The following is a 15,212-nucleotide window of genomic DNA, read 5'->3' on the forward strand; positions in this document are numbered from 1 at the left end:
ACGCTCTAGTCCTCCAGCCGTACCGGCATCAGGAGCGAGAGCGTGTGCTCGTCGTCCGGCCGGCGGATCACGAGGGGCGCCGTGGGGGCGCCGAACTCGAGGACCAGCCGGTCGCCGGCGCCCGCGGCGAGCGCGTCCAGCAGGAACGCGCGGTTCACGGCGACGAGGTCCGGGCCGTCGGCCCCGTCCCCGGCCAGGGCGACCGAACCGTCCTCCGCCACCTCCAGCACGCTGAGGTCGTAGGGTTCACCGCCCTGCTCGCGCGACTCGCGCATGCGGGCGGGGCCGGTGCGCACCGCCTCCCGGAAGGCCGGCACGTCCACCAGGGCGCGCCGCCCCGCCGGGAGGCGGAGGAGACGCCGGTAGTCGGGGAAGTCGTGGCCGAGGCACTGGCCGGCCGTCTGCCGGTCCCCGGCCTCCAGGGTCACGCGGTCACCGTCCACGGCGAGCCGGACCCGCTCCTCCCCGCTCAGCAGCGCCCGCATCGCGTCGGCGAGCGGAAGGGGCACGGTGACCTGGAGGCGGGGCCCGCCGTGTCCGTCGGCGGCGGCGCGCGCCACGGCCATCCGGTACCGGTCGGTGGCCACCAGGCGCAGCGTGTCGCCCTCGACGTCGAAGAGGATCCCGCCGAGCACCGGCAGCTCCGGGTCGGTGGCGGCCGCGAACCGGACCGCGTCCAGCGCGGCGGCCAGCCCGGGGCCGGAGAGGGACAGCCGTACGGCGGTGTCGGTGCGGAGCGAGGTCATGGGGTTCTCCCTGTGGTCGAGCAGGACTCGGAGTGCGGAGAACTCGGCGCGGGCATCGGACAGCCCCCGCTCCAGCCGGCGCAGATGCGCCCGAAGGAGCTGCCGTACGAGATCGGTGTCGGCGCCCGCCCAGCCGGCCAGTACCAGCCGGATGTCCGCCAGCGGCATCCCGGCCCGGCGCAGCCGGGCCAGCAGCCGGGCTTCCTCCAGCTGCCCGGGGGCGTACCAGCGGTAGCCGCTGACCGGGTCCACCCGGTCGGGGACCAGGACACCGGCACGGTCGTAGAACCGCAGGGCGCTGACGCCCAGCCCGCTGTCCCGGGCCATCTCACCAATGCTGCGCATCTCGCTCTCCACACCCGGAACCCTGATCCCTCGACAAGGTCGAGGGTCAACCCCGGCCCGTTCCCGCCCGGCCAGGGCCGTACGGGTGACGGCTTCACCCGACCCGGCGGACCTGCGGCCACCGGCGCACCACCGGCGCACGGGGGCGCGTTGGACCGGTATGGACAGCACTGAGACGGCGCGGCGCCTTCTCGGGTACGACGCCGCGGGCCGGGTGTACGCCGAACTCACCAGCGGGTACGGCGGTCATACGCCGATCTGCACCGCCCTCGTCGCGGAGTGGCGGGCCAAGGGGTACACGGTTCCGGAGCACCGCGACGGCCTGTGGGCCTCCTTCGCCGCCGCCACGGTCAGCGAGCGCGCGACGGTGCTGCCCGTGCCCTTCCCCGTCCCTCTGCTGAGGACGCCCGCCGAGGACCCCGGTGAGAAACTCACCAGCCCTCCGGACCCGCCGGCTCCGCGCTGACCGGCGCCAGCACGGCGAGCGTGCCGGTCGCCCCGCGCAGCGCCCGTTCGAGCGGACCGGGGGCGTGCAGGGTGCCGGTGCCGTCCGGCGGGACCAGCCACTCCAGACGCCCGGCCGGCCGGTAGGGCGGCGGTACGGCGACCCAGGACCCGCGGCCCACGTGCCGCACCCCGAAGCCGACCCACTCGCTGGCCGGGTCGGGCGGCAGGAAGAACCCCACTCTGCGGGCCGTGACGTCCACCAGCGTGGGTCCGGGCACCTTCAGGGGGTCGCGCCACAGGATGTCCAGGGCGAGCAGCCCGAGTCGGTCGGGCACGCTCAGCACGTCCCAGTACCGGCCCGCCGCGAGCAGCGCCGTGCCCTTGCCGTGGTCCCACTCGCGCTTGCACTCCTGCGGGTCCGTGGCTGCCGCGGCCAGCCACTCGACGGCTTGCTTCCACATGACGCTGTGCATGTCCACCCCGGGCACGGTCGGCCGCGCCGCTGCGGGCGCGTGCGGTAGGGACATGCTGGTAGATATTTCTATCCACCGGAAGGGTGGCGCGGGCTGGCGTTTAGGGGGTGTCGTCGCCCGCCGCGCGCTCCGCGTCCCGCTTCCTGATCCGGGCCGCCTCCTTGCGGACCTCGGCCTGGGTGGCGCGCTCCCGCTCCAGCCACTCGGGACGCTCCTCCTTCAGCGCCTCGATCTGCTCGGTGGTGAGGGCCTCGGTGATCCCGCCGCGCGCGAGGCCGGAGATGGACACACCCAGCTTCGCCGCGACCACCGGGCGGGGGTGGGGGCCGTCGCGCCGCAGGTCCCGCAGCCACTGCGGCGGGTCGGCCTGGAGCGCGTTCAGCTCGGCGCGTGAGACGACACCGTCCCGGAAGTCGGCGGGGGTGGCGTCGAGGTACACACCCAGTTTCTTCGCCGCGGTCGCGGGCTTCATGGTCTGGGTGCTCTGGTGCTGCGTCATGACGTCCAGGGTATCGAGCGTGTGCGCGGCCGCCGACCACGGCCGGTAACCTGGCCAGGTGACAGGCTCGGAAGTGTCCCCCTCGTTCCGGCTCGTGTACGTACCCGGTGTGATGCCCGACAAATGGGTGCGCGTCTGGAACGAGCGGCTGCCCGACGTCCCGCTGACCCTCACGCAGGTCCCCGCCCCGGCGGCGCAGGGACTGCTGCTGGACGGTGACGCCGACGCGGGTCTCGTCCGGCTGCCCGTCGACCGTACGGTCCTCAGCGCGATCCCCCTCTACACCGAGCAAACGGTCGTCGTGGTGCCCAGGGACCACCTCGTCACGGCGGCCGACACGGTGTCCCCGGAGGACCTGGCCGACGACATCGTGCTGCACCCGCTCGACGACGTCCTCTCCTGGGAGAGCCTGCCCGGACGGCCCGCCCTCGAACGCCCCGCCACCACCGCCGACGCGATCGAACTCGTCGCGGCCGGGATCGGTGTGCTCGTCGTCCCGCTGTCGCTCGCCCGGCTGCACCACCGCAAGGACCTCACCCACCGGCCGCTCGAAGGGGCCCCCGAGTCGAGCGTGGCGCTGTCCTGGCCCGAGGCGGCGACGACGGACCGGGTCGAGGACTTCATCGGGATCGTCCGCGGCCGGACCGTCAACAGCACCAGGGGCCGCACCCAGCAGCCGGCGCCGGCGAAGAAGCCCGCACCCGCCGCCCGGCGGCAGCCGGCCGGCGGGTCGGCCGCCCGCGGTCGCCGGGGAGGCACCGGCGGCACGGCGAAGAACCCGCGGCGGGGCAAACCCCGCCGCAGGTCCTGACCCGGCTACCGGACCGTCGGGGACGGTGACGGCGCCGGGGACGCCGTGTTGAGGTCCTCCAGCCCCTTGGGGATCTCCAGCGCGAGGACCGGCGCACCCGCCTGCGGAGCCGGCGGGGTCACCTGCTCCGCGGGCATCTTGGGCGGGCTGGTCTGCTGGAAGTTGACCTGCTCCTGATTGACCAGCCCCGTCTTCTCCAGCACCGTGATGTGGTCGAGCACCGTGTCGTTGGCCTGGTCGGCCAACTGCCGGACCAGGGTGTTCCTGGTGTTGGCCCGGATGTTGGCGATGGCGGGGAAGATCTGCCCGTGCGTCACGCGCATGATGTTCACCGCCGTGGAGTCGAACTCCTTGCCGCTGGTGGACTTCACGGTCTCCACGAACCCCTGCTGCTGCGGTGACGCCTGGTTCGGCAGCGTGATGCCGAGCTCCAGGGAGATCTTGCGGCAGCTCTCGTCGAGCCGGCCGTGGCCGACGACCAGGTGCTCGCCCGCCTCCTTCATCTCCGGCGTCGTCCCCCGCTCCATCGCCAGCAGCCCCAGCGGGTGCTCCCACAGCCCCGCCGCGCGCACCTTCACCACGAAGTCGCGGTCCGCCTCGGTCAGCGGGCCGTAGTTGGTGTTGGCCACCACCCGGTCCTGCTTGGTCGATGTGTTCTGTACGCCCAGCATGGTGGGATAGGCGAGCGCGGTGAGGGTGAGGATCATGGCTCCGCCCACGAACGCGGTTCCTGCCGTGCTGCGCGAGATGCGCATCGTGCCTCCTGGGATATGAACGGCCCAACAGCAGGAAGTACGGACGCCGGGCGCGGGACAATCACCGTCCGGGAAAAATTTTTCGGCCGGCCTCAGTCGGCGTAAGCGGCCCTCCGCGCCGTACTCACCACCTTGTCGCCGTCCGTGCGGCTCAGCAGGCCCTCGGACACCCAGGCCGCCACCGTGGACCGCACCCGTGTCACCAGCGCTCCCTTGCCACGGAAGGGCGCCCCGGCCCAGATCTCGTCGAGCAGCGTCGTGCCGTCGCTCCGGGCCGGGTTGGCGACTCCGGAGTCGGACGTGCCGAAGATCACACGTGGTTCCGAGCGCCGGAAGTAGACGTGGGCCGGGTCCTCGGTCCCCTCCGCGAAGGGCGCCAGCTCGATGCCGTCCAGCGTGTAGTGCAACGGCTTGTCCGGGACCGGGGTGAGGGAGGGCAGCAGATCGCCGGAGAGGCCGGCATTGCGGTACAGCCCGAACCGTACGGCGTCCGGGCCCGGCCGGCGGGCGACCAGGTTGACCGGACCGTGGAACAGGGCCTGCAGCGCGGGATCGTCGGGGGTCCGCTCCACCCGCAGCCGGAAGGGCACGGAGATCCGTACGGTGTCGCCCTCACGCCAGGTCCGCGAGACGCCGAAGTAGCGGCCGGGGACCGGGGTACCGGGCGCGGCACGCCCGTTGACGGTCACCCGGAAGCCCGCGGTCGCCCAGGACGGCACCCGCAGCAGCAGGGTGAAGGAGGCCCGGCCGCCGCCGATGGTGAGCGTGCTGCCCTGCTCCTCGGGGTAGCGGGTGGTCTGCGTGACCGTGACGCCCTTCTCGGCCCAGGTCAGCCGGGAGGCGCTGTAGAGGTTGACGTACAGGGCGGACCCGTCGGCCTTCGCGAAGTACACCGAGTCCTGGTACTTCGTGGCGCTCTCCATGCCGGTGCCCTCGCAGCAGGTCGTCCCCTGCTTGGGCGTGTAGTCGCGCACATGACCGGGCGTCAGGCCGATGAAGTAGGTGACGAGCGGCTTCTCCGCGTCCGGCCGGTCCTGCTTGGAACCGAGCACCTGGTTGAACAGGGCCCGCTCGTAGTAGTCCATGTACGCCGGATCCTGCTCGTGGAAGAACAGCGTCCGGCTCAGCTTGAGCATGTTGTACGCGCAGCAGGACTCGGCGGTGGTGTCGGTGACCGTGCCCGCGATCACGTCGCGGGCCTTGAAGAACTCGCCACTGCTGGTGCCGCCGATCGCGTACATGCGGTGCGGTACGACCATGCCCCAGAAGTTCTTCGCGGCCGTGAGGTAGCGCTCCTCGCCCGTCTCGTCGTACAGCCGCGCCAGGCCGGTGAAGACCGGGATGTGCTGGTTGGCGTGGAGTCCTTCGAGGACGTCGGTGTTCGCGGCGCAGGCGTCGATGAGCCGGTCCAGGTCGAACAGGCGGGCCAGAGCGAGGTGTTCGGCCCGTCCGGTGACCGCGTGCAGATCGCAGACCGCCTCGACGACGCCGCCGAACTCCCCGCTGGAGAACAGCCCCCACATCCGCTGCAGGGTGGCCGCCGGCAGCACGGACAGCCGCGCGTGCATCCAGTCGCCCATGCCGGACGCGAGATCGAGCGCCCGGTCGTCGTCGGTGGCGAGATACGCGTCCAGCAGCCCTCTGAGGATCTTGTGCGCGGTGTAGTACGGCGCCCATACGCGGGTGTAGTCGCTGCCGGTCATCGACTCCAGTTCGATGAACTGCGTCTCCGGGTAAGCGGCGAGGAAGCCGGGATGACCGGGCGCGCCCCAGGTGCGGCGCAGGACGGCGTCGAGGCCCCGGCCGGAGGCGTCCGCGAACGTCCCCCCGGCCGTCTCGTCGAAGGCGTACGACGCCAGGTCGCCCCGGCCGGCCGAGGCGTCGGCGGCACGGCGGCTGTGCAGTCCGTCGATCTCGTCGGCGGTCAGCGCCCGCGCGTAGACGTTGACGTCCTCGAACGCGCCCGCGAAGACCGGGTCGGCGGGGAAGTGGGAGCGCCCCAGCCAGTGGTCCGTGAGGGTGCCGATCGTGGCCGGGGTCAGTGTGATGTCCGTGCTCCGGGCCACGGCGGTGCCGTCGACGTAGAGGGTGCCGGTGCCGTCGGCGAGGGTCACGGCCAGGTGGCTCCACTCGCCGACCGGCAGCGGCGCGGTGCCGTCGAGGCCCTGCTCGCCGCCCGGCCCCGAGGTGGTCACGGCGAACCGCGGCACCCCGTCCGCGTTGCGGGCGGCCAGATACAGGTAGCGGGTGGTGTCGTCGCCGAAGTCGAAGACCCTGGCCCAGGCGGCGTCGTGCGCGGGGCGCACCCACGCGGACAGGGTGAGGGCGGGGGAGCCGGTGAGGACGGCCGAGGGAAGGTCCACGTACTGGTACGAGCCGCGCACGTTCTCCGCCGCGCGGCCGAACCGTCCCTCGACGCTCAGCACGGCCGGATCGTGGCGCAGGGCGTCCCGGACCTCGGCCAGGGCTTCGACCATGGTGGCGATCCGGTCCGCGAAGACCTGCTCGCCGGTGCCGCGGTACGCCTGCGCCAGCATGGTCAGGAAATGGCCGGTGTAGTGGCCGCGCAGATTGCCGTTGGCCTCCCCGTCCAGCCCCTCCCAGCCACCGGGCGCGACCGCGCCCCGGGTGGACAGGCCGGCGTTGGCGCGGAAGACCTGGAGCAGCCGGTGCACGTCGTAGCCACGGGCGTGGTCGAGCATCAGCCGCTGTTTGCCGGCGAAGACGCCCGGTCCGAGCGTCACGTCCTCCAGCCCGAAGGGCCGTACGGTCCACGCCGCCGGTACGCCGGAAGCGGCGGCCGGCGCGGCGGGGGCGGCGACGGCGCGCCCGGTGGTCGCGGCGGAGACCGCGGTCGCCGTCAGGGCGGCCGCCTGGAAGAGGGTTCGTCTGGAGAGGGGCCGTGCCATGGGATGCTCCTCTGTTCGGTATTACGAACGCTGTACGAACGATCGGCCAGACGATAGAGAGGGGACGGAAAGGCGTCAACGGTGCGGGAGCGACCGGTTCCGGACGTTCGCCGAGGGCGCGCGGACGGAGGGAGCCGGTCAGGGGCGCCGGGTGGCGGGAGCGGTCAGGGGCGCCGGGCGGAGTCCGTCAGCCAGGCGTGCGCGGCCCGCGCCGTGAACTCCGCCTGTCCGCCCCGCAGCAGCAGACCGGCGGTGGCGAACTCGGGCGCGTCGGCCTGGGCGGCGACATAGGGGACGGCGATACAGCGCATCCCGGCCGCGTGCGCGGCGGCGGCACCCGGGGCCGCGTCCTCGACCACGACGCAGTAGGCCGGGTCCGCGCCGAGCCTGCGGGCCGCCTCCAGGAAGACGTCGGGGGCCGGCTTGCCCCGCGCGACCTCGTCGGCCGACACGACGGTGCGCAGATACGCGTCCAGGCCCGTCCCGGCCAGGACCGCCCCGATGGCGACGGGCGAGGAACCGGAGGCCACGGCCATCGGCACCCCCTCGGCCGCCAGCAGTCCGACGAACGTCCGCATCTCCGGATACACCCGCGTCGAGGCGCCGGCCAGCTCCAGATAGTGGCGGTCCTTGACCGCGAGCAGCTCCTCCACCGGGGCGGACAGCCCGTACCGCTCCCGCCAGTCGGCGAGCGTCTCCCGGGTGCTGATCCCCACGTAGCGCTCGTGCTCGGCCCAGGAGAAGTCCGGCACCCCGTACGCGGCGAGGGTCCGCCGGCCCGCCTCGTAGTAGTTCGGCTCGCTGTCCACGAGCGTTCCGTCGAGATCGAAGATGACCGAGAGGCCGCCGGGGGTGCTCATGGGGTCCATGATGACAGGGCTCACTTCCGCGCCGTGCGGCCGATCGACTCCACCAGCGGCAGCAGGCGGTGCGGGACGCGCTCGCGCAGCGCCACCTCGGTGCGGGTGCGGACCACGCCGGGCAGGCTGATCAGCTTCTGGACCACGTCCTCCAGGTGCGCGTTGTCGCGCGCCACCACCCGGGCCAGCAGATCACCGCCGCCCGTGGTGGAGAACGCCTCGACGATCTCCGGTACGGCGGCCAGCGCGTCGCCCACCTCGTCCAGGTGCCCCTGGGTGACCTCGATGTGCACGAACGCGAGGACGGGATGGCCCAGCGCGGCGGGGGAGAGGACGGGGCCGGTACCGGTGATCACCCCCTCGCGCTCCATGCGGTCCAGGCGGGCCTGAAGGGTGCCGCGGGCGACCCCGAGGATGCGGGCGTACTCCCGCACGCTGGTGCGCGGCTGCTCCAGCAGCAGCCGCAGGATGCGGGTGTCGAGCTCGTCCACGGCCATGAGATCCGAAGTGTCCCCGTATCGGCCATTGGCACTTGGACGGCCGTAGGAATGCCGCGAACACTGTACCAATGGCCCACTCCTGCGGGACTCGGTTGAGCCAGTGGTGGAAGAGATGCTGATATGGAGGGGTCGATGGCGCTGCGGACCCCGCGGCGCCTTTTTCGTGCCACGGCGCACACCAACGAGTTCCAGGGGGCGGTACGTGCTGAAAAGGGTGTTCATGGCTCCGGACCCGGGCCGGATCCGGCTGCGCTTCGCGGCGCGGGCCGTGCTCGGCATCGGTCTGGCCGTCGTCGTCTGCGGCCTGGCCGGGCACTCGCTCACCGGTGCCGTCACCGGCGGGCTCGCCGCGCTGCTCGCCCTGTTCACCGTCACCGACGCCACCGTCCGCGGACAGGCCCTCACCACGGCGCTGCTGCCCGCCGTCGGCCTGCCGGTGCTCGCCGCCGCGGCCGTGCTGCACGACCACCCGGTCGCCCGCGACCTCACCTTCCTCGCCGTGGTCGGACTCGGCGTGTACGCGCGCCGCTGGGGCCCGCGCGGCCACAGCCTCGGCGTCTTCGCCTTCATGACCTACTTCGTGGCGCAGTTCCTGCACGCGAGGACCGCCCAGCTCCCCGAGCTGTACGCCTCCCTCCTGCTGTCCGTGCTCGCCGCGGCCGCGGTGCGCTTCGGACTGTGGTGCTACGAGCGCCGGCTGCCCCCGGCCGCCGTGCCGGCGCCGCCCGCCGGCACCGGGCTGGCCCGGGTGACCACCCGCCAGGCGGTCCAGGCGACCGCCGGCGCGGGCTTCGCCCTGGTCGTCGGCCAGCTGGTGTCCGGGCAGCGCTGGTACTGGGCCGTCGGCGCCACCTGGTGGGTCTTCGTCAACACCGCCTCGCGCGGCGAGACCCTGGTCCGCGGCTTCCGGAGGGTGCTCGGCACCGTCATCGGCGTCGGGCTCGCGTTCCTCGTCGCCGTCCCCGCACACGGGGACGGGCCGTTGACCGCGCTGGTCGTCGCCGTCGCCGTCTTCGGCATTTTCTACACGGCCGCCGTGTCCTACACCTGGATGATGCTCTGGGTGACGGTGCTCGCCGCCATGCTCTACGGCCTGCTGGGCGTGCTCACCCCCGGTCTGCTGGCGCTCCGGCTCACGGAGACCGCCGTCGGCGCGCTCGGCGCCGTGCTGGCGGTGGCGTTCGTCCTGCCCGTGACCACGCACAGCGTCACCGACGCCTGGATCCAGCGGGCCCTGCGCTGCGTCCACGCGTGCACCGCCCAGGCGGCCGCACGGCTGGCCGGGGCCGCGGACGCCGACCCGGCGCCGGTGGTGGCGGAACTGGAACAACTGCTCGCCCGGGTGCGGCTCTCGGTCGCCCCGCTGGTGCATCCGCTCAACCCCATGCTCGGCCGTAAGCGGCGCGCCCGGCGGGTGCTCGCCCTGCTCGACGACTGCGCCCGGGAGATCCGCGGCCTCGTCGCCGTCGCCGCCGACCCGGAGGCCTCGCACGACGCCCGGCTGGCCGCCGCCTGCTGGCGGGTCGAGGCCGCCGTCGAGGCGCTCACCGGCGGCCGGGACATCGCCGTACGGACCTCCCCGGCCGGGACGGAACCCGCCCTGGCCCATCTGCACGGTCTGGAACGCGCCCTCGCCGAGCTGGCCGCGCCGCTGCGTGCGCCGTCCGGCTCCCCGCTGGTCGGGGCCTGACACGCGCGGACGCACCGGGCGGCTCTCTGGTCTAGACCTGAAGTGATCGGCTGCTACCGTCACCCCGGTCGGCACAGGACGAGAGGGGACAGCCGTGGCGGACGGCAGACGGCGGGCGTTCATCGGGTCGTTCACGGCGGCGGGAGGCCCCGGCATCGTCACCGCGGCCATCACCCCCGGCAGCGGCGCGCTGACCGTCCTGAGCACCGTGGACGTCGTACCCGACCCGTCCTACCTGGCCCTGTCGCCCGACGGCCGCATGCTGTACGCGGTCAGCGAGACGGCCGACGGTTCCGTGGCCGCGTTCCGCGTGACCGCGGACGGGCCGCGGCCGGCCGGACGCCAGGTGCGGGTGGACGGCAGCGGGCCGACCCACCTCAGCCTCTTCGCCGGACACGTCCTCACCGCGAACTACGGCTCCGGCAGCGTCAGCGTCGTCCCCGTCCGCCCGGACGGCGGCCTCGCACCGGTGTCCGGGGTGCTCCGGCACAGCGGCTCCGGCCCTCACCCGCAGCGCCAGCAGGGCCCGCACGCCCACCAGGTGCAGCCCGACCCGAGCGGCCGCTGGGCGGTCGGCGTCGACCTCGGCACGGACTCGGTACGGGTCTGCACCCTGGCCGGCGGCGTGCTCGCACCGCACCGGGAGATCGCCCTGCGCCCCGGCTCGGGCCCGCGGCACCTGGCCTTCCACCCGGACGGGGCGTACGCGTACGTCCTCAACGAGCTCAGCCCGACCCTCGTCGTCTGCCGCTGGGACGCCGCCGGCGGCGCGCTCAGACCGCTCGCCGAGATCCCGGTCCTGCCCGGCGCCCCGGCCGGCGACGCCTATCCGTCCGGGGTGGCCGTCTCGCCCGACGGCCGCTTCGTGTGGACCGCGACCCGCGGCGAGGACGTCCTGTCGGTGTTCGCGGTCGAGGGGGAGGGGACGGCGCTGACCCTGCTCACCACCGTCCCCTGCGGCGGTCACTGGCCCCGCGCGATCACCGTCTCCGACGGCGTCCTGTACGTCGCCAACGAACGCTCCGGGGACGTGACCTGGTTCGCGCTCGACCCGGACACGGGAGTGCCGCGGCGCGCCGGCTCGGTCCCGGTACCCGCGGCGTCCTGCGTGGTCACCGGCCGGCCGGAGCCCGAGGGGACATGACGAAGGGCCCGCTCCACGTACGTGGAGCGGGCCCTTCCGGCGTCGTGCGGGAGAGCCGGCCGGGTCAGTGGGCCGGGGTGTTCTGCGCCTGCTGCGGGGCGATGCCCAGCGCGGTCGTGTACTTGGCCAGTGCCAGCTTGCCGATCGCCGGGTACGGGCCGAGCGCCTCGGCGGCGGAGCACTCCGCCTCCTTCGCGGCCTCCTCGATCAGGCCGGCGTCGATCTCCGGGCCGATCAGGTACGGCGCGAGCGCCAGCTGCTGCGAGCCGGAGCCACGGAGCTGCTCGGCCACGGAGGCGATGGAACCCTCCTGGTCCAGGGCCGCCGCCATCACCGGCACGGCGAGGCGCGCGGCGAGCAGCATGCCGGTGATCCCGGCCGCCTGCACGGCCTCGTCACCGCCCACGGAGGCCAGGATGATGCCGTCCGCCGCGGTCGCCACGGTGAACAGGCGGGCACGGTCGGCGCGGGCCAGACCGGCCTCGGAGAGCCGCACGTGCAGCGCCTCGGCGAGCAGCGGGTGCGGGCCCAGCACATCGGTCAGCTCGGCGGCGACACGGCTGTCCATCACGGCCTGGCGGATCTGGCGCAGCAGCGAGCTGTCCGGGCCGGCGAGCAGCGGCACGACGACGGCGACGGGGCCGTCGGGCTCCTTGACGTCCATGCCGGCGTCGCGGGCCTGCTCGAAGCGGGCGGTGCGCTCCTCGGCCGCGTACGCGAGGACGGACCGCAGCGTCGGGAATTCCTCGTCGTCACCGTCGAGGTAGCCGATCCGGGCGTCCAGACCGGGCAGCTCGGAACGGGCGATGCTCACGACCTCGTCGGCGAGCGAGCGGGTGGCACTACTGGGCGCACCCGGCACGGCGAGGACGAGCGCGGGCGCGTCCTCGGGAGCCACCAGCGGCTCGGGACGGCGGTGCCGCCCCGGCTGACGGGGGCGCGGCATTCGTACTGGCAGGCCGGACGCGGGCCCAGTGGGGGTGCTCATGTTGCCGCATGTTAGTGGTTTCCCGGGCTCCTCTGTTCGGGGAGGGTGCGGGTGAGCGGTATCCGTCCGGTTTTGTCTGATGAGTTACGTACGGACGTCGGCCGCGCGGGTGACGTCCTCACCTGCCGGACCCGTCGCACACAGCAGCTTCTCGTCGCCCGGGAGGGTGAACGAGCCGGCGGCGAGGTCCTCCGCGATGCGGACCGCCCCGTGCAGGGGATCCCCTTCGGCCGTGATCCGCCGCACCCCCGGCAGCCGCTCGGCCAGCTCCTCGTCCAGGGGTCCGAGCAGCACGGCACCCATCCGGAACAGGCCACCGGTGAGACCGACCACCCGCTCGCCCGCCGCCGGGCACACGGCCGCGGCGGAGCCGGCCATGTGCCGGGCCGCGGCCCGCAGCACCGCCACGGCGACGGGGTCGCCGTCGGCCGCGCACGCGCCCACCCGGGGCGCGAAGGAGGCGAGCACGGCCGGCCGGTCGGTCCGCGGATACAGCCGCCCGGGCAGTCCGGCCGCCGGACCGAACAGGTCCTCGGCGCTCGCCAGCAGCCGCGCGGAGCCGCCCTCCCGCCCGTCGTGCGCGCGCAGTGCCGCCTCGAGACCGGCTCTTCCGATCCAGGCGCCGCCACCGCAGTCGCCCAGCAGGTGCCCCCAGCCGTCCGCCCGGCGCCAGCCGGTCAGATCGGTGCCGACCGCGATCACCCCCGTACCGGCGGCGATCACGGCACCGGGCCGCGCCCCGAGGGCACCGACGTACGCGGTGACGGCGTCGGCGGCCAGCACCACCCGCCGCACCCCCAGTGCACGGCCGAGCGCCCCCGGCAGCTCCGCGCGCAGCGCGTCCCCCAGACTGGCCAGTCCCGCGGCCCCGACGACGGCCGCCTCCAGCCCCTCGACCCCGGCCTCCGCGCACAGGGACCGCGCCATCGGGACCAGCTGCTCCATGAGGTGCCCCGGGTCGATGCCCCGCGCCCCCGTCCGTACCGGTTCCCCGGAGGCGCCCCGGGCCAGTGGCCCGCGCCCGGCGGCCCCGACGGCGACCCGCAGGCCGGAGCCCCCGGAGTCCACGGCGAGGAAACCGGGCCCGGTCACGGCAGGCGCCAGTCCACCGGTTGGCCGCCCTGGCGGATCAGCAGGTCGTTGGCCCGGCTGAACGGGCGGGAGCCGAAGAAGCCGTAGTCGGCCGACCTCGGCGACGGGTGGGCCGACTCCACCACGGGCAGATCGCCCAGCATCGGACGGCAGTTGCGGGCGTCCCGCCCCCACAGGATGGAGACCAGGGGCTTGCCCCGGCCGGCCAGCGCCCGTATCGCCTGCTCGGTGACCTCCTCCCAGCCCTTGTCACGGTGATTGCCCGGCTTGCGCGGGGCCGTCGTCAGCGCCCTGTTCAGCAGCAGTACACCTTGCTTGGTCCACGGCGTGAGGTCGCCGTTCGACGGCTGGGGCAGACCCAGGTCGGTGTTCAGCTCCCGGAAGATGTTGATGAGGCTGCCCGGCAGCGGCCGCACCTCGGGCGCGACCGAGAACGACAGTCCCACCGCGTGCCCCGGGGTGGGGTACGGGTCCTGCCCGACGATCAGAACGCGTACCTCGTCGAAGGGCTGCTGGAAGGCGCGCAGGACGTTCGCCCCGGCCGGGAGATAGGTGCGTCCCGCGGCGATCTCCGCGCGCAGGAAGTCCCCCATCCCGGCGATCCGTTCGGCCACCGGCTCCAGGGCCTTCGCCCAGCCCGCTTCGACGATTTCATTCAAGGGTCGTGGTGCCACGGGCGTCACCTTACTGCCGCGACGGCGGCGGAGATCAACCAGTGGCCAGGACCGGACGGGATCCTCATGAGGCTCACGCGGTTCACGCGACGACCGCCGCCCGTACGCACAGCACGTCCGGCAGATGTGCCGCCAACTGCCGCCAGCTGTCGCCGTCGTCGGCGGACGCGTACACCTCGCCGTTGCGGTTGCCGAAGTAGACGCCCGCCGGGTCCGCGCCGTCGTGGCACATCGCGTCGCGCAGCACCGTGCCGTAGTGGTCCTCCCGCGGCAGCCCCGCCGTCAGCGGCTCCCAGCTCCTGCCCGCGTCCGCCGTCCGGAAGACCCGGCAGCGCCGGCCGGCCGGCACCCGGTCGGAGTCGGCGTTGATCGGGAACACGTACGCGGTGCCGGCGCGACGGGGATGGGCCACCACCGCGAAGCCGAACGTCGACGGCAGGCCCTCGCCGATGTCCGTCCAGCTCCCGCCCGCGTCGTCGCTGCGGTAGACCCCCCAGTGGTTCTGCAGGTACAGCCGGTCCGGGTCCGCCGCGTCCCGGGCGACCTTGTGCACGCACTGCCCGAACTCCGGGTTCGGGTCCGGCAGGAACACCGCGGACACCCCGGAGTTGGACGGGGCCCAGCTCGCGCCGCCGTCCAGGGTGCGGAACACGCCCGCCGTGGAGACGGCCACCGTCACGGCGCGCGGATCACGCGCGTCGGTCAGCACGGTGTGCAGGCCCTCACCACCGCCGCCCGGAACCCACTTCGCCCGCGTGGGGTGTTCCCACAGCGGCCGGACCAGTTCGAAGGTCTCCCCGCGGTCCTCCGAGCGGTACAGCGCGGCCGGTTCCGTCCCCGCGTACACCACGTCCGGTTCGGCCTCGGAGGGGTGCAGCTGCCAGACCCGCTCCAGCGAAGCCCCCGTGTCCTTGGGGAACCTGACGGCGGGCCGGGCCGGTTCGGTCCAGCTGCGGCCCAGGTCGTCGGAGTGGAACACCGAGGGGCCCCAGTGCGCGCTGTCCCCGCCGACCAGCAGCCGCGGACTCGCGCCACGGGTGTCGACGGCGATCGAGTACACGGCCTGCGCGTTGAAGTAGGGACTCTCGTCGAACTCCCAGGCGTCACCTCGCCGGCGCCCGATGAACAGGCCCTTGCGGGTGCCCACGGCGAGCAGTACCTCGGTCATGCCGACCACCTCCGCGACGTCTTCGTCGACGCCCTCGATCCAGGACACCGGCCAGTCTGCACCCCACCACTGACAGTCACCCCCGGACCGGCGTCGCCGCAGGTCGGAGCC

The 15,212-nt window shown here is 73.8% G+C and carries 14 protein-coding genes and 1 pseudogene; 4 read left to right on the forward strand and 11 right to left on the reverse strand.

Translation table 11 applies throughout. The annotated features are described in order from the left end of the window. Positions 1-5: 5 nt before the first annotated feature. Entirely contained in the window at positions 6-1,091 is a 1,086-nt protein-coding gene (locus IH50_RS0123460; RefSeq protein WP_030865665.1) for a MerR family transcriptional regulator, read from the reverse strand. Positions 1,092-1,251: 160 nt separating this feature from the next. Here IH50_RS0123460 and IH50_RS0123465 point away from each other — a divergent pair, with 160 nt between their 5' ends. Beyond that, entirely contained in the window at positions 1,252-1,557 is a 306-nt protein-coding gene (locus IH50_RS0123465; protein WP_030865668.1) for a hypothetical protein, read from the forward strand. Here the strand turns inward: IH50_RS0123465 and IH50_RS0123470 are convergent. Both IH50_RS0123470 and IH50_RS0123475 read right to left on the reverse strand, forming a co-directional pair. Further along, positions 1,523-2,011 carry a hypothetical protein gene (locus IH50_RS0123470; protein ID WP_030865671.1) on the reverse strand — a complete coding sequence of 163 codons (489 nt, stop codon included), beginning with the start codon at positions 2,009-2,011 and terminating at the stop codon, positions 1,523-1,525. The genes IH50_RS0123465 and IH50_RS0123470 overlap by 35 nt on opposite strands. 100 nt (positions 2,012-2,111) lie before the next feature. Next, positions 2,112-2,510, reverse strand: a complete 399-nt coding sequence (locus tag IH50_RS0123475; RefSeq protein ID WP_030865675.1) for a DUF5997 family protein — start codon at positions 2,508-2,510, stop codon at positions 2,112-2,114. A 58-nt stretch (positions 2,511-2,568) separates the two neighbouring features. Between IH50_RS0123475 and IH50_RS0123480 the strand changes: the two genes are divergently transcribed. Then, the gene (locus IH50_RS0123480) at positions 2,569-3,321 is read left to right on the forward strand and encodes a LysR family transcriptional regulator substrate-binding protein (protein WP_030865678.1); all 753 of its coding nucleotides are present in this window, start codon (positions 2,569-2,571) and stop codon (positions 3,319-3,321) included. A gap of 5 nt (positions 3,322-3,326) precedes the next feature. On the opposite strand, the gene IH50_RS0123485 is transcribed toward IH50_RS0123480, so the two are convergent. From IH50_RS0123485 to IH50_RS0123500, 4 genes are all read right to left on the reverse strand, one after another. Further along, positions 3,327-4,076, reverse strand: a complete 750-nt coding sequence (locus IH50_RS0123485; protein WP_030865680.1) for a DUF4142 domain-containing protein — start codon at positions 4,074-4,076, stop codon at positions 3,327-3,329. Positions 4,077-4,168: 92 nt separating this feature from the next. Then, entirely contained in the window at positions 4,169-6,985 is a 2,817-nt protein-coding gene (locus tag IH50_RS0123490) for a beta-L-arabinofuranosidase domain-containing protein (protein WP_030865684.1), read from the reverse strand. Between the two features lie 164 nt (positions 6,986-7,149). Continuing rightward, positions 7,150-7,845 carry an HAD family hydrolase gene (locus IH50_RS0123495; protein ID WP_030865687.1) on the reverse strand — a complete coding sequence of 232 codons (696 nt, stop codon included), beginning with the start codon at positions 7,843-7,845 and terminating at the stop codon, positions 7,150-7,152. Between the two features lie 20 nt (positions 7,846-7,865). Continuing rightward, positions 7,866-8,342, reverse strand: a complete 477-nt coding sequence (locus IH50_RS0123500) for an Lrp/AsnC family transcriptional regulator (protein WP_030865691.1) — start codon at positions 8,340-8,342, stop codon at positions 7,866-7,868. Between the two features lie 205 nt (positions 8,343-8,547). Here IH50_RS0123500 and IH50_RS0123505 point away from each other — a divergent pair, with 205 nt between their 5' ends. Continuing rightward, positions 8,548-10,035, forward strand: a complete 1,488-nt coding sequence (locus IH50_RS0123505; RefSeq protein WP_030865694.1) for an FUSC family protein — start codon at positions 8,548-8,550, stop codon at positions 10,033-10,035. Positions 10,036-10,129: 94 nt separating this feature from the next. After that, positions 10,130-11,179, forward strand: coding sequence for a lactonase family protein (locus IH50_RS0123510; RefSeq protein ID WP_030865698.1), 1,050 nt, complete (start codon positions 10,130-10,132; stop codon positions 11,177-11,179). A gap of 64 nt (positions 11,180-11,243) precedes the next feature. Here IH50_RS0123510 and IH50_RS0123515 read toward each other — a convergent pair whose 3' ends face one another. From IH50_RS0123515 to IH50_RS0123530, 4 genes and pseudogenes are all read right to left on the reverse strand, one after another. Further along, positions 11,244-12,167: a sirohydrochlorin chelatase gene (locus IH50_RS0123515; protein WP_030865701.1), complete on the reverse strand. Its 924-nt coding sequence runs from the start codon at positions 12,165-12,167 to the stop codon at positions 11,244-11,246. Between the two features lie 84 nt (positions 12,168-12,251). Next, a complete protein-coding gene (locus IH50_RS0123520; RefSeq protein ID WP_030865702.1) occupies positions 12,252-13,259 on the reverse strand; it encodes an N-acetylglucosamine kinase in 1,008 nt (335 codons plus the stop codon). Next, complete coding sequence (locus IH50_RS0123525; RefSeq protein WP_030865705.1) at positions 13,256-13,933, reverse strand: uracil-DNA glycosylase; 678 nt, start codon at positions 13,931-13,933, stop codon at positions 13,256-13,258. The genes IH50_RS0123520 and IH50_RS0123525 overlap by 4 nt, the downstream gene beginning before the upstream one ends. An 82-nt stretch (positions 13,934-14,015) precedes the next feature. Further along, a pseudogene (locus IH50_RS0123530) lies at positions 14,016-15,171 on the reverse strand (WD40/YVTN/BNR-like repeat-containing protein). Between the last annotated feature and the right edge of the window lie 41 nt (positions 15,172-15,212).

This window comes from Streptomyces sp. NRRL S-37, assembly GCF_000721605.1.
Taxonomy (GTDB): Bacteria; Actinomycetota; Actinomycetes; order Streptomycetales; family Streptomycetaceae; genus Streptomyces.